Origin of the sequence: Pedobacter sp. UBA5917 (assembly GCF_002432345.1) — a bacterium.
In the GTDB taxonomy this organism is placed as follows: Bacteria; Bacteroidota; Bacteroidia; order Sphingobacteriales; family Sphingobacteriaceae; genus Pedobacter.
This window is the reverse complement of record NZ_DJDT01000274.1, coordinates 17653-33110: the sequence shown is the minus strand read 5'-3', so window position 1 is coordinate 33110 and position 15458 is coordinate 17653. Positions and strand designations below refer to the sequence as shown.

At 39.5% G+C, this 15458-nt stretch carries 10 protein-coding genes; 6 read left to right on the top strand and 4 right to left on the bottom strand.

The window, feature by feature from the left end:
• Positions 1-225 precede the first annotated feature (225 nt).
• Positions 226-498, top strand: coding sequence for a hypothetical protein (locus tag B2V92_RS18560; RefSeq protein WP_293310976.1), 273 nt, complete (start codon positions 226-228; stop codon positions 496-498).
• A gap of 70 nt (positions 499-568) precedes the next feature.
• Complete coding sequence (locus B2V92_RS18555; RefSeq protein WP_293310990.1) at positions 569-2335, top strand: S8 family peptidase; 1767 nt, start codon at positions 569-571, stop codon at positions 2333-2335.
• Between the two features lie 35 nt (positions 2336-2370).
• On the opposite strand, the gene B2V92_RS18550 is transcribed toward B2V92_RS18555, so the two are convergent.
• From B2V92_RS18550 to B2V92_RS18535, 4 genes are all read right to left on the bottom strand, one after another.
• Positions 2371-3147: a polysaccharide deacetylase family protein gene (locus tag B2V92_RS18550; RefSeq protein ID WP_293310974.1), complete on the bottom strand. Its 777-nt coding sequence runs from the start codon at positions 3145-3147 to the stop codon at positions 2371-2373.
• A 2-nt stretch (positions 3148-3149) separates the two neighbouring features.
• Positions 3150-4082: a glycosyltransferase family 2 protein gene (locus B2V92_RS18545; RefSeq protein WP_293310972.1), complete on the bottom strand. Its 933-nt coding sequence runs from the start codon at positions 4080-4082 to the stop codon at positions 3150-3152.
• Entirely contained in the window at positions 4082-5263 is a 1182-nt protein-coding gene (locus B2V92_RS18540) for a glycosyltransferase family 87 protein (protein WP_293310970.1), read from the bottom strand. Before B2V92_RS18540 ends, B2V92_RS18545 begins: the two co-directional genes overlap by 1 nt.
• Positions 5264-5370: 107 nt before the next feature.
• On the bottom strand, positions 5371-6657 hold the full coding sequence (locus tag B2V92_RS18535; RefSeq protein WP_293310968.1) for a hypothetical protein: 1287 nt from the start codon (positions 6655-6657) through the stop codon (positions 5371-5373).
• A gap of 175 nt (positions 6658-6832) precedes the next feature.
• Here B2V92_RS18535 and B2V92_RS18530 point away from each other — a divergent pair, with 175 nt between their 5' ends.
• The 4 genes from B2V92_RS18530 to B2V92_RS18515 all read left to right on the top strand — a co-directional run bounded on the left by B2V92_RS18530 (position 6833) and on the right by B2V92_RS18515 (position 15320).
• Positions 6833-9877, top strand: a complete 3045-nt coding sequence (locus tag B2V92_RS18530; protein WP_293310966.1) for a SusC/RagA family TonB-linked outer membrane protein — start codon at positions 6833-6835, stop codon at positions 9875-9877.
• 71 nt (positions 9878-9948) lie between these two features.
• Positions 9949-11631 carry a RagB/SusD family nutrient uptake outer membrane protein gene (locus B2V92_RS18525; RefSeq protein WP_293310964.1) on the top strand — a complete coding sequence of 561 codons (1683 nt, stop codon included), beginning with the start codon at positions 9949-9951 and terminating at the stop codon, positions 11629-11631.
• A gap of 43 nt (positions 11632-11674) precedes the next feature.
• Positions 11675-14077, top strand: a complete 2403-nt coding sequence (locus B2V92_RS18520; RefSeq protein WP_293310962.1) for a hypothetical protein — start codon at positions 11675-11677, stop codon at positions 14075-14077.
• A 1-nt stretch (position 14078) separates the two neighbouring features.
• Positions 14079-15320: an MFS transporter gene (locus tag B2V92_RS18515; RefSeq protein WP_293310960.1), complete on the top strand. Its 1242-nt coding sequence runs from the start codon at positions 14079-14081 to the stop codon at positions 15318-15320.
• Positions 15321-15458: the final 138 nt, after the last annotated feature.

Genomic DNA, 15458 nt, shown 5'->3' with positions numbered 1-15458 from the left:
ATCTTAAAAGAAACCCTTTAACAGTAATGTTGAAGGGTTTTCTTCGTTTATAGCAATTTGGTTTAAGGCGGAAGGTGTAGCGTGTAAGGTACTACAGCCTAAAGTATTCCCGTCAATCATCATCAAATAAATAGTGGCTATTGTAGGGTGGTGCATTTATTTGTTCCCGCAGATAACACTGATCCTCGCAGAACTCCAGTTCCATCATCCATTTTACATCTTTCATTGTACTTCTATCCCAGGTTAATTAGCCCTGATGGAAGCGTTATCCCTTTTGGTAAGGATAAGGCTGCTTACGAAGCAAAGTTTCCAAAAGGATTTAGCGTACAGCAGGACAGAACCCAACGGATAAGCACAGGTATTGCGCTTCAAGAAAATAAAATTAATTTTAGTATTAACGATGTAATGTTCCCGCAGATTAAGCAGATCGCCGCTGAAAACTTTCTATCTCCCATTATCCATTCTACATCATCCGTTTTACATTTTTGTTCTTGTTAAAAAATGTAAAATCTTTCATCCTCAACATAATAAAACCGTATTATTGTAGTAATACGTACATAATATGATGATGAACGCTAACCTAAGGAAATTAATTTTTCTTGCTCTTATTTTGTGCCTAAACCTCGGTGCTTTCGCCCAAAGTAAAAATGTACAGCTCCCTGCCAATTGGTTCAATTTAGATCTGCTTGAAAATGGATATTTTGGTATTAGTACAGAGAAAGCATACCGCGACCTGTTAAAGGATAAAAAAACTAAGCAGAACGTTATTGTAGCCGTAATTGATGGCGGAGTAGATATCAATCATCCAGATTTAAAACGGGTTTTGTGGACAAATAAGAAAGAAATCCCAGGGAATGGTATAGATGATGATGGTAATGGCTATATTGATGATATCCATGGCTGGAATTTTATCGGATCAAAAAAAGGAAATCTGGAGTTCGATAATTTAGAATTAGTGAGGCTCTTAAGGATTTATACCCCAAAATATCAATCTACAACGAATTTAACTCCTCTGGATAGCACACAAAAAGAAGAATTCAGGTTGTACAAAAAAATGGTTGGCGATTTTGGCAAAAAATACGAAGATGCGAGCAACACTTTTTCAGTTCTCATTGCAATAAACAAAGTGCTCGATTCTGTAGCGAAAATTAATAAAAAGGAAATCCCAACTTTAGCTGATGTTGACAATTATAAAGCCGATGATGAGACAGAGGAGCAGGTAAAAACAATTATCAGAAAAGGCTCGAAAGAGGATGGCTCTTTTGAAAAGTTTTACAAAAATATCAAAGAAGGTTATAAACAATATGATGCGATGCTGAAATATAACCTGAATCCTAAATACGACCTACGCGCTGAACTGGTTGGCGATGATTATAGCAATTCTTACCAAAAAGATTACGGAAACAACGATGTAAAAGGACCTGATGCCTTTCACGGAACACATGTATCAGGCATTATTGGTGCTGATCGTACCAATACCGAAGGCATTTTTGGTGTGGCCAATAATGTAAGTATTATGGCCATTAGGGTGGTGCCCACCGGTGATGAACGTGATAAAGATGTAGCCAACGGGATCCGTTATGCGGTAGATAATGGTGCCAGGGTAATTAACATGAGTTTTGGCAAGAGTTATAAATGGGATAAAAAGGCAGTAGATTCTGCCGTTAAATATGCAGAAAGTAAAGGCGTACTGTTGGTTCATGCTGCAGGAAACGATAACCAGAACAATGATTTGGAAGAAAATTATCCGAATAAATTTTACGATGGTAAAGAAGCTGAAGTTTATAAAGATGCGAATAAAAAACCTGCCAAGCCTGATTTTACCCCTCCACGCCCAACAGCACAGAACAATGGAATGGGCATGCGTCCTCCTTTTGAAAGATCAACATTGGTTAAACCAATTGTAGCAGATTCGGCCAAATTTAATCTTCCACACGCCACCAATTGGATCGAGGTTGGTGCAAGTGCCTATAAAGATGATGATAACCTAAAAGCCGATTTCTCTAATTACGGAAAATATAGTGTGGATGTTTTTGCACCCGGATTTCTGATCAAATCTACAGTACCTGATCAGAAATATGAGGAAGCTGACGGTACAAGTATGGCGTCGCCCGTTGTTGCTGGTTTAGCCGCTTTAATTTTGAGTTATTATCCTGAGTTAAAACCTGCCCAAGTAAGGGAAATTATCATGAAATCGGTTTCAAAGGTAGCCCATAAAGTGAAATACAAGGACGATAAGGGTGGGAATGTCCGTGTGCTTTTTAGCGAACTATGTGTGAGCGGAGGAATTGTTAATGCCTATAATGCACTTAAGTTGGCAGAAACTTATAAATAGTAATCAGTTGGCAGTTTACAGTTATCAGTTTGCAATCAAGATATTGATCTGATAAAGTCCTGAAAGGTGCCGAAGGGATAGTTTTTTGCTTTCATCCATGAAATAAGCGACTCCATACGTGCAATCATTTTGGTGCCGGTATTCTTTCTTACATAACCAGGGAAACCAAACCTCTCAAAATCATCCAGATCAGTAAATTCCCAGGGGTGGAAATAAATATTTAAGTATTTATCTTTTTTGTAAGTCCAGCTGGCTAATGTTTTGTAAATGCCTAATGGCAAATTATGGAACGATAACCAGAATAGGGGAAATCTTATTAACGGACTTACCGAAGCCGGAATCTGCAGTACATTATCTTTAATAAAATGTGTTCTGGAGATATTAAAATTATTATAGCGGCCAGGTAAATAGGTTGGATTTATCGAAGTGTTATAGGCATATCCTGCCTTTTCAATTTCCTTTTCATCCACAGGCATCATCCGCGCCATGCGGTAACCGGTAATTTCTTTGCCCGAAAGTTCTTCGAGTTTGAGTTTCGATTGAAGCAGGTGCGCTGGTTTAAAATCAGAATGGTAATAACCATGGGAAGCGAGTTCGTGGCCTGTTTCGGTAATGCGTTTAATCAGATCGGGAATGTTTTCGGCAAAAGTTACCGTACAAAAAAAAGTAGCTTTTACATCGTATTTATCCAGCATATCCAAAATGGCAATAGTTCCAGCTCTTGATATGGCAATCTGATCTGCAAAAGAAATATCTTTTCCATATTCGAAAGGCATATCAAATTCTTCGATATCAAAACTTAACAGTACCATATTTATTTATTTTGAATGTTGGTTGAACGGATGATGTAATTTGGGCGGTTTTTAGACTGCATAAACATCTTACCCACATAAATACCTATAATACCTAAAATAATGAGCTGTAGTCCTCCAAAAAAGACGATGGTCATAATTACCGATGCCCAACCAGAAACCTCTACATGGTTTACAAAAGCGTAAATAATATATGGGATATAAAGTACCGATGCAAAAGAAAGAATGAAACCTAAATAAACTGCCGAGTAAAGAGGCTTAATACTAAAAGAAGTAACCCCGTGCAGGGCTAACCTCAACATTTTCTTTAAGGTATATTTGCTCTGTCCGGAAAAGCGCGCAGCCGGATTGTATCTGATGGCAAACTGTTTAAAGCCAAGCCATTTTACCAAACCGCGTAAAAAAGGTTCGTTTTCATGGAAATTCCTGAAAACGCTCACTACTTTCTGGTCCAATAGGCGAAAATCAGCTGCTCCAGGTTCTAAATCGATATCAGATAACCAGTTTAGGGTTTTATAAAACAGGTTTGACGAACTTCTTTTACCTTTCGATAGATTTTTATCTTCTTCGCGGATGGTGTATACCACTTCGAAACCTTCCTGCCATTTCCGTAACATTTTTGGGATTAGCTCTGGCGGATGCTGCATATCGCAGTCCATAGAAATTACGCAATCTCCAAAAGCGTGGTCCATACCTGCTTTAACCGCCAATTGATGTCCGAAATTTTTAGAAAACTCCAGAAAAAAAACATTATCTACGGTTGCCGCATAATCCCTTATGGTTTGGAGGGTATGATCGGCACTGCCGTCATCCACCAATATAATTTCGTAACGGTAATCGATGGTCGAGAAAACGTTTTTAATACTCTCGGCAATTACGAAAATATTATCGGCTTCATTGTAGGCGGGAATTACTATAGAAACTAACTTATTCATTAATCGGCAATCAGGTACGATTCAAAATCTTCTTTCATCATCTGGAAAACTATAGTAAACCAAATCATTACGCAAGGTAGGGCTTTAAGTGAATATAGACGAATAAATTCTTTAACAGGCCTTGGGAAAATATCGGTTGGAGACAGGCTGGTGAGGATAAAAGCAAAAATAAATAAACCGATTATCCAGCCTTTCTTCGGATTTTGTTGCACCATAAACCAGATGGCCACACCTGCAAAAGCAATGATATAAGTTGGCGATTCTGACCCACTACTGAAAATTACAGTGAAAATCAGTGTTGAGGCCAGTAACATCAATCTAAAACCTAAATGTTCGTACTGATTGATACGGGTATAAGGCAATCCGAATAAAATTAATCCACCCAATAAAAAGGGCAGGTTCGGAATGTTAACGTTTCCTGTTGCCCTTCTTACCATTCCCATTAAAGAAATATCCTGAAAAGAGGTTAATGAGGCATTCAAATCATTTTTATGTGCTAACGAATGGTACCAATCAGCGTAAGATTGGATCACAAATGCCGGCGATGAAATTGCCATCGGCAATACAAACAGCAGCGCAAAAGCAATAAAACAGCCTAAAATAAATTTCAGTTTATTTTTTGTGAAAAAGAAAAAAGCAAGTCCCACTATGCCATAAAGTTTCACCAATGTTCCAAAAGCGATAAAAAAGGCCGATTGTACCTCCTTTTTCTTAATTAGGTAAGAAAAACTGAGTAAAATAATCCCGGTTAAGGCAATATTGAACTGAAAGCTGAACAGCGCGGTTAATGTTTCGTGCGCACAGATCCAGGCAATAATGGTGCGTTTGTTAAGGGATATGGGTAAGCTATAAATACCCCAGAGCAATATGCATACATTGGCGATGTTCCACAATATGCTGCCAAAACCATCGGGTAATAAGGCAAATGGCGCAATAAAAACCGAGAATACCGGTCCGTAATGGTTGCTATCCCGATATTCTGCATAATTATTGTATAAATTCTGCAGATCTGTAGTATGCCAATAAACATATTTAAAGATCAGGTAATTGTTGTACGAATGGTGGTGGTATTGTTTGAAACCGGCAACAACAGCCAGTATAAGGTAAATGGCAATTACACATTCCTTTTTTAAAAGAAATGAGAAAATTTTCTTCAGATTAGTGTTTTTCGAGTTATTCATTAATGATTTAGCGCCGCTAATATAACCATTTTAACAGTTTGCCGAATAACCTATTCCTTTGGATATCTATTTCTGGAATATAAAAAAGCGATACCGATTAAAGCGGCTTAAAAATTTTCGCCTGTTTTTAAATCAGAGAGCTTAAAGTTTTTGAAAGAACCTATACCTGCAAAAATAACCTTAAAGCCCATCAATTTTCCTATCGGGGTATGATATACTGTCTTAAAAATTTCTTTATCATCAATTAACAAAACCACTTTTTGGTTTTCTATCCGAAGTTTAACCCTGCCACCATTGGTAAGGTCGTGACCAAATTCCCGCAGATCATCTTTCGCCCCGATTTTTTGTACTTCCGAAAATCTGTAAGAACCCCAAACGGTACATTCGGGTTTTATGATGCTTAAAAAATGCTTGTCGTGTTCGCCATATACAACCAGATCTACCTGCGAGCAACGTACCCCGGGCCGCTCGGCCGAAGTGGTAATGTCGGCATTAAACTCAAAGTTATCGGCACTGATTCCCGTAGGCCTCACATTGGCAAAAGAAACAAAAAATGTTTTGCTGGTATCAACACCGGCATCAAGCACATCTCTGCTGGATACATGATAATCATTAGTTGTAGCAATCTTTTTTAATATCGGGTAAACCCTCGATGAATCATTTTGCATGGTTGCAATAATGTTCCAGCCTTTACTCTGCAGGTATACATAAGCCGTATCAATAATGGCATTTTTATAATATAACCGTGGGAAATATCTTCCGGGGGTTTCGTAATAATGGTTGGCAATGCTATCGCTGAAATTAGACTGCTTTAAAGTCCCGTCTGCAAAATCGATAGTAAAATTACCGGCTTTATCAGACAGTTTGCCATTAATGCCGAGCTTAAAAATAGCAGAATGCGGACTTTTACCTTCAGGATTTAAACAGATCAGTTTAACATTATGGACTTTGCCACTGCTCAGGATATAATAAATGCCCGCAACGGTAACCAGGATAAAAAGTGTCAGTATTAAATAAAAGGTATAATTCTGTTTGGGTTTCGAAGGTGCTAAATGTAAGGCTGTGTTTGCCGCTGCTTCTTTTTCTGTAACCGGATGTAAAAGTTCAAATTCATACCAATCCCTAAAACCAATAAACTGTGCAAGGGCATCTCTTGTTGCTTTTTGGGGGTAATAACGTGTAGGTTTTTTAAGCTTTCCAAAAATGCGTTTCAGCGTATTTTCACTTAAATGAACCTTTGTTTTACGGTGAAGTAAACCACTTAATTTAATATAATCGCTGTTCTTCCAATCCGAAATGCTTTTTTCACCAACCTGGGATGCTACTTTTTTGCAACAGATATCCAACTGTTTAAAAAAAACAGAATTTTCGGTCTGTACAGATTCAGTATTCATTTGGTTTAATTGATTGATAATTAGCTTGTTGTCTTGTCAATAATATTGGCAAACATTTGTATAAATGGTTAGCATTCTGAGGAGTAGTTCATTGCCTAAATTTAGGATAGCAAATAATTGATGAACCATCATCGGCTGCAAAACAAACTATTTTTTATAAATCTAACCAAATTTAATGAAAAAAAAACTACTCCTAATGGTGTTCTTTTTGTGTACCTGTTACGCACTAAAGGCCCAAACCAAATTAGTTACCGGAAAGGTAATTGATGCTGGTACCAAAGAAAGTCTCATCGGTGTTACCATTAGTATTCCTGGTACAAAAACAGGTACAACCACCGATACAAACGGACAATTCGGTTTAAATATTCCGGCAGGTACAAATAAACTTTTAGTTACATATGTTGGCTATCAGGAACAAACCGTTGCCATAACAGGAACAAATCTGGTCATCAGTCTTTCTACAAACACGAAAAACCTTGGCGATGTGGTGGTGGTAGGTTATGGTACACAGAAAAAGAAAGATTTAACGGGTTCAATCACCAGCATCAGTGCTAAAGATGTTGGCGGCAGGCAAACCCTGCAGATATCTGAAGCTTTGCAGGGAAGTGTACCAGGTTTATCTTCTACAAGAACAAGTGGGGCACCAGGCAACAGTTCTACCATATTAATCAGAGGGGTTACCACAATAGGTACCAATAGTCCGCTGGTTATCATCGATGGCGTTCCTGGGAATATCGATAATATCAACCCTAACGATGTAGAAAATATCACCGTGTTAAAAGATGCTGCTTCTGCCGCTATTTACGGCTCGCGTGGTGCTGCAGGTGTAATATTGGTTACCACCAAAAGAGGATTGAACGGGCAAAGCAATTTTGAATACAACTACGAATATGGTGCACAAAAAGCAATTGCCCTACCTAAATATGTTGGGGTAGTAGACTACATGCGTTACATCAATGAACAGGTTACCAACGATGGCGGAAGCAGCGGGCCATACCCGCAAGCAACAATTGATAATTATCTGACCAATAACGCGCTAGATCCTGATAAATTTCCGAATACCGATTGGCAAAATTCTGTCTTAACAAACAGTACAGCTCCGCGCCAGCGCCATGGATTGGTTTTTACCACTGGTACCGATAAAATTAAATCGAAAGCATCATTTGATTATAGTAAAGCCGGTGCTTTTTATGATAACCGATCTTTCGACAGGTACCTTTTCAGGATAAATAACGATTTTAAGATAAGTGAAAAGCTAAACGCAAACCTGGATGTTAATTTTAGCAGAACAACCAATAATGCAAATGGTGGTGAATTAAACGGCTATAACCCAATTTACGAATCGCGCATTATGCCGCCCATTTACGATGATGTTTACAATAATGGCGATCTGGCATTTGGAAAAGATGGCAGAAACCCAGTAGCCCAGATTCAAAAAGGTGGTTTTCAGAAAAATACTGCAAATCAGTTAGGCGGAAGGATGGCTTTAAACTATAAACCGGTTTTGGGCTTAACCTTAACGGCGCTTGTTGCACCAACTTTTGATTTTAACAAGGGCAAAAATTTTTCAAAACAGATAAAATTCAATAACCCCGATGGTTCGGTAAGTACAGTACTTAACCAGGCCCGCACTGTTTTAACAGAAGGACGAACAGAAAACTTTACCATAAACGGGCAGTTTTTGGCAAATTATGCCAAAACCATAGCGAACGACCATAACATCGATCTATTAGCAGGCTACGAAGAAAATTATCGGAATACCGAAAGTTTAGGTGCTTCGAGATCGGGATTTTCTTTAACCGATTTTCCTTATTTAAATACGGGTAGTACAGAACTTAGGGATAATAATGGAAGTTCAAATGAGTCTGGCCTCCATTCTTTTTTTGGACGGTTGCAGTATAACTATAAAAATAAATACTATTTGCAGGGCAATATCCGCTCTGATCAGTCTTCAAGATTTGCTTCTCAGTTCCGTACAGCTGTTTATCCTTCCTTATCAGGAGGATGGGCAATAAGCGAAGAAAGCTTTATGAAGAACATCAAGTGGTTATCCTTCTTGAAAATAAGGGGCGGATGGGGCCAGGCAGGTAACGAACGTTTACTGGACCGGAATAATAATCCGGCATATTATCCTTATCAGGCTACTTTGGATTTTACCAGTGCGCTGTTCTATCAAAATGGCGTAGTTGTGCCCTTAAGTGGTGCCGGACAGCAGGTTTATGCTGTTGAGAACATCACCTGGGAAACCAGCCAGACAACCGATTTTGGTTTGGATGCAGCATTTCTGAACAACCGCCTAAGCTTATCTGCTTCTTATTATAAAAAGAAAACTTTTGATATTTTATTGCCACTGGATATACCCCTTTATATAGGATATGATAAACCAAACCAAAATGCTGGAACCCTTGACGTAAAAGGTTTTGAACTGGAAGTAAACTGGAAGGATAAGATCGGCGAAATCAATTATAGTATCGGCGCAAATTTATCTGATGCCAAATCAAAAATCGGGGATTTAAAAGGTACACAGTTTCTTGGCGATCAGGTTATCAGAACCGGAAGCGAGTATAACGAATGGTTTGGCTATAAATATAACGGCATTTTTCAGAATGCAGCAGAAGTAACCGCCGGTCCCGTTGCCAACACCAATACAAAACCTGGTGATTTTAGATACATGGATACCAATAACGATGGCAAAATAACGCCTGATGACAGGGTGTTATTGGGTGGTGCTTTACCAAGATACCAATATGGGGGGAATATTAGGGCCGATTACAAGGGATTCGATTTCAGTCTGGTTTTTCAGGGGATAGGCAAAAAATTAAGTCGTTTAAATAATGAGGCAATCAGACCTTTTGCCGAAGCCTTTGGTAATGTACCACAGGATATGGTTGGGAAATTCTGGAGTTTAAACAACACACCAGAGCAGAATGCAGCTGCTTTTTATCCGAGGTTATCCAATACATCAGGCGGTAATAACTATGCCCTATCAGACCATTATTTAATCAGTGGTTCCTATTTCAGGTTAAAGAACATCACCCTGGGATATAGCTTAAAAGATGAATGGGTTAAAAAGATAGGCATTAAGGGCCTGAGAATATATATATCCGGAAACGATCTGTTTTCGGTGAGTAAATTTCCGAAATATCTAGATCCCGAAGGTGGCGATTATGCTTACCCGATAGTTTCTACCGTATTGGCAGGAGCAAGCATCAAGTTTTAACCAATTACTGTTCAGGATAAATAAAATATGATGGTTTTATCATCATTGAAAAAAAATCAAATTATATAAAGATGAAAAAGATATATTTTCTCCTTTTGGCAATATTAGGGTTATCAGCTTGCAACAAGCTCGATTTAAATCCGCTTTCGGAGGCGGCAACAGGTACTTTCTATTCGAACCAAACCGAATTGGAACTTGCTGTAAACGATCTTTACCGATTGGATTTCTGGCAAAACGATAACGAACTGTACAGCGATAACGAATGGCATAGGGGCCAGTTAACCAATGCGGTAATCGGTGGTACAATGACCGCTGAAGACGGAACGGTAAATAATTACTGGTTAATATGTTATAAAGGTATTGCAAGGGCAAATTCTTTCATTGCCAATAAGAATAGAGCGGCAGCAAATACACCTGCTGCAGTAATTTTAAGATTAGAGGCCGAAATGAGACTGATCAGGGCATACCAATATTCAAAACTGATTACGCACTTTGGCGATGTTCCTTTTTTAACTGAACCTATAGAATTATCGGCCGCTTATGGGATTAAAAGAACTGCTAAGAGCGAAATCCTAAAATTTATTTATACAGAATTGGATTTTGCAGCCCTAAACCTTCCGGCCAGTTATAGTACAGCAAGTATTAAAAGATTAACTAAAGGAGCTGCTTTGGCAATAAAAGCAAGAACTGCCCTATATATGGGCGATTATGCCATTGCCCGCGATGCAGCCAAAGCGGTTATGGATTTAGCTACAGCCGGGAACTATGCCTTAAATCCGGGTTTTTTCCAGTTATTTCTAAAACCCGGCGAAAGCAGTAAAGAATTAATTATCAGTATTCCAAGGGAACAGGCCCAGAACGTATCAAGCTCGGCGGCGTACGTTCAGGATAATATATCAAGAAATGCCGGTGGTTTTGGCGCCCAGCTGCCAACAAGGGAAATTGTTGATGCTTACGAATGTACCGATGGAAAACCAATTAACGAATCTTCATTATACAATCCCTTAGATCCATTTAAGAATAGAGACCCGCGTTTAACCGCTACGGTAGTTGAATTTAATACCTATTGGTTAGGTTATAATTATGCTCCACATCCAGATTCTTTACAGGTTTGGAGCAATAAACTGGGCCGGAAAGTAACGAATAACGACACCCGCAGGGTAGCTGTAAATGCAAGTTTTACAGGTTTTCTGTGGAAAAAAGGGATCGATCAGACCTGGGCCGACCGCCTAACAGAAGATAACGACGCCATCATTATCCGCTATGCCGAAATGTTATTAACCTATGCCGAAGCAAAAATTGAGCTGGGGGAAATAGATGTTACGGTTTTAGATGCCATTAACCAGATTAGGGCAAGGGCTTACGGCGTATCAGCAGCACAAATTACTTCTTATCCGGCAGTGGTTACCACCGATGTTACCGAACTGAGGAAAATTGTACGAAGGGAAAGACGTGTTGAGTTTGTGAGAGAAGGCTTACGCTATATGGACCTGATCAGATGGAAACTGGCTGAGAAAGCTTTAAGGACGCCGGTAATCGGTTTGCCCGATCCGGCCAATCAAAACCGTGCAAAGTGGCCTTTCCCTGGGGTGACCCCGATAGATGCCGATGGAATTGCAGATTATTCTGGTTTTGGTGCTGATGTTAAAATTTTAGTGAATAGAAGTTTCGATAAAAACAAACAGTATTTATGGCCTATCCCTGCTGTAGAAAGACGCGTAAATAACAATATTACCCAAAACCCAAATTATTAACATAGTAGCCGGAAGAAATAATTTCGGCTTTTTATTCCCACTCATGAAAATAAAACCAACAATAAGATTTAGCGCTCTGATCGGTTCAGCCATTTTTACTGTTCATTTTGCCTATGCCCAAACAAAACCCTTACAGGTTAGTGGTGTTTATCCACATCTGGCAACTTTTAACGAAAGCTGGAGCAAACAGGACTGGCAAAAGAAAAGTGTTACCAAAAGCTATGGCGATGGTGGCGAAAATGGCATTGGTGCCATTACGCCCTGGGCGGGCAAACTCTGGATGGTTACCTATTCGCCCCACATGCCAAATGGAAGTTCCGATAAATTGTACAGTGTAGATAACAATCTCAATGTCACCATTCATCCCGAAAGTATTGGTGGCACACCTGCAAACAGAATGATCCACAGAGAATCGAACCAGTTAATTACAAGCAATTATTTTATCGATGATAAGGGTAATATCAAAGTAATTCCCTTTTCGGTAATGCCGGGCCGCATGACCTCAACCACACGCCACCTTACCGATCCGGCCAATATGGTCTATTTTTACGATATGGAAGGCATGTTGTATGAAGTAAATGTGCATACACTGGCGGTTAAAAAACTATTTAATAAACCAGTTCCCGGTTGGCATGGCAAAGGAGCGTATACCGCACAAAAACAATTGGTAGTTGCAAATAATGGTGAAGAAGCCGTTTTTAAACTGACGAAAGAGATGCTTGAGGCAGGCGATCTACCAAAAAACGAAGAAGAAAAAGGCGTTTTGGCCAGTTGGGATGGTAAAACGTGGAAAATTATCGAACGCCGTCAGTTTACCGATGTAACCGGGCCAGGCGGTATTTATGGCTCGCCAAATGATAAAGCACCACTTTGGAGTATTGGCTGGGATAAACGTTCGGTAATCTTGAAATTATTGGATGGTGGCAAATGGTATACCTACCGCTTACCAAAAGCTGCACATACCTACGATCACCGCGGAGGCTGGTATACCGAATGGCCGCGTATCCGCGAGGTGGGCAATGGTAAAATGCTGATGGATATGCATGGCATGATGTACGATTTTCCTAAAACTTTTTCCAGGAACAATAGCAAGGGCATTAGTCCGGTTAACAGCCATTTGCGCTATATCCCGGATTTCTGCAGCTGGAACAACCAGATTGTTATCGCTACAGATGAAACCACGGTTTTAGAAAACCCCATGGCCGGAAGGGCACAATCCAACTTATGGTTCGGGCAGTGGAACGATTTAAAAAACTGGGGAGGTACCACAGGATGGGGTGGCCCCTGGGATAACGATGAGGTTAAAGCAAATATCCCATCCGATGCATTTCTGGTAAATGGTTTCGATAAAAAGGTATTACACCTGAGTCAAAAATCAACTCAAGCAGTACGTTTCACCATCCAGGTAGATAAAAATGGAAGCAATAAATGGGAAGATTATAAAACAATTACAATTGGGGCAAAATCCTATCAATATTTTATATTTCCGGCAGGTTTTAAGGCTACCTGGGTAAGAATTAAAACGGATAAAAACTGTACCGCTTCGGCATTCTTTCATTTTACGGGGAAAATGCACCAAAACCAGGATCCAATGTTTAATACAATTGCTGGCATCAACGAGCAGACAAACGTTAACGAAAATCTGATCCGCCCTTCAGGCTACAACAAAAATCTGCAGGTATTGAATATCACAAAAGGTAAAAAACAATATCAGGAGGTTGACGAGAAATTATCTTTTCTAAATAATACGGCAGATAGTACGGCCCAGATGGAAAAACTTTTGGCGCTGGCTAAAAATTATACAGTTGATGATGCATCTATTATCATTAAAGATAAAACGGGTACTTTCCGTTTGCCAAAGGGATCAGCTAACTATGAACTTTTCAATTACCGCGATAAGAGGGAGGTCGAATCAGAACGTTTTATGATGAACATCCAGGGAACTTTTTATGAAGTTGGCCGCGAATCGGGTTTTAATGCCATCCGTCCCGTTACCACACACAACAAAAAAATAACAGATTTTTGTACCTGGAGGGGATTATTGGTTATTAGCGGAACCAAACAGGACGCAAAACCTGATGGACATTATTTTGGCAACCAAATTAATGGATTATGGTACGGTGGGATTGATGATCTGTGGAAAATGGGTAAACCTGTTGGTGAGGGAGCGGTATGGAAAAATGCAGCTATAAAGGCAAATAATCCATCGCTGCCCTATTTGATGACGGGCTATGATCAGAAAAAAGTTAGTTTAACTGCAGATAAAGATGTAGATATTACCCTTGAAGTTGATTTTGATCTGTCGGGTTTTTACCGTTACAAAACATTTTCTATTAAAGCAGGCCAAACCGTAAATTATACCTTCCCGGATGGTTTTAGTGCCCATTGGATAAGGGCTACTGCAAATAAAGACTGCAAGGCAACCGTAACATTTACTTATCTGTAAAATGGAAACTTATCAAAATAAAAAATCATGGCAGCATCTTTTTAGTGCTGCTGTGGTAGTTGCCGCATTAGGCTATTTCGTGGATATATACGATCTTTTATTATTTGGGATTGTAAGGATACCCAGTTTAACTGATTTAGGTCTGAACGAAGCAGAAAGATCAATAGAAGGTGCCAGTATTTTAAACTGGCAGATGGGCGGTTTGTTAATTGGAGGTATCTTATGGGGTGTTTTAGGCGATAAAAAAGGACGACTTTCAGTTTTATTTGGTTCTATTATTACCTATTCAATTGCCAATTTTGCCTGTGGTTTTGTACAGGATGTTCCCGTTTATAAAGCATTGCGTTTTATTGCCGGCATCGGTTTGGCCGGCGAACTCGGGGCGGGGATAACTTTGGTTTCCGAAAGCCTGCCTAAAAAATTAAGGGCAATAGGTACCTCAGTAGTAGCAGGTGTTGGTCTTTTGGGTGCTGTTGCCGCCTATTTTACAGTAGAACTTTTTAGTTGGCGTTATGCCTATTTTACAGGTGGAGGGCTTGGTGTACTGTTGCTGTTATTAAGGATTGGCGTTTTCGAATCGGGTATGTTTAAGGAAATGGCAGAAAAGAGTGAGTTGAGAAAAGGAGATTTTTTGTCTTTTTTTACAAATTCAAGCCGCTTAAAACTTTATGCTAAATGCATAGGAATCGGTTTGCCAACATGGTATGTAATCGGGATTTTAGCCACATTCAGTAATGAATTTGCTAAGGCTTTAGGCATTACAGAAACCGTAAAACCTGGATTAGCTGTAATGTGGTGTTATATTGGCCTTGCAGCAGGCGATCTATTGAGCGGGGTAATGAGCTATTATCTTTCCTCAAGGAAAAAAGCCGTCACCATTATGATGCTTTTAACATTTATTGGCGCGTTAATTTATCTATATGCCGGAATCCAAAGCGCAAAATTGCTGTATCTGATGTGTTTATGGCTGGGTTTCGGAATCGGGTACTGGGCAATGTTTGTTACCATTGGGGCCGAACAGTTTGGTACCAATGTAAGGGCAACGGCTGCAACAACTATCCCGAACATGGTACGTGGAACGGTTGTGCTCATGACTACGCTTTACGCTTATCTAAAACCATTGGTGTTTGAGTTACATGCTGCTGCTTTATTGGGATTGATATGTTTTGCCCTGGGGTTTTATTGTATCCTCACCATACCCGAAACAAGTGATAGAGATCTCGATTTTATAGAGGGGGATTAAGTTATCGGCAGATAAATATTTCCTTTAACATTTTATAACGTGGGTCTTTTTGCGGTTTGATTGCACCGTATTTCGGGTTTTTACGGATTTGAGTAGTGTCCAAACATTCCAATGTTTAAGCATTACAACCTTACAAAC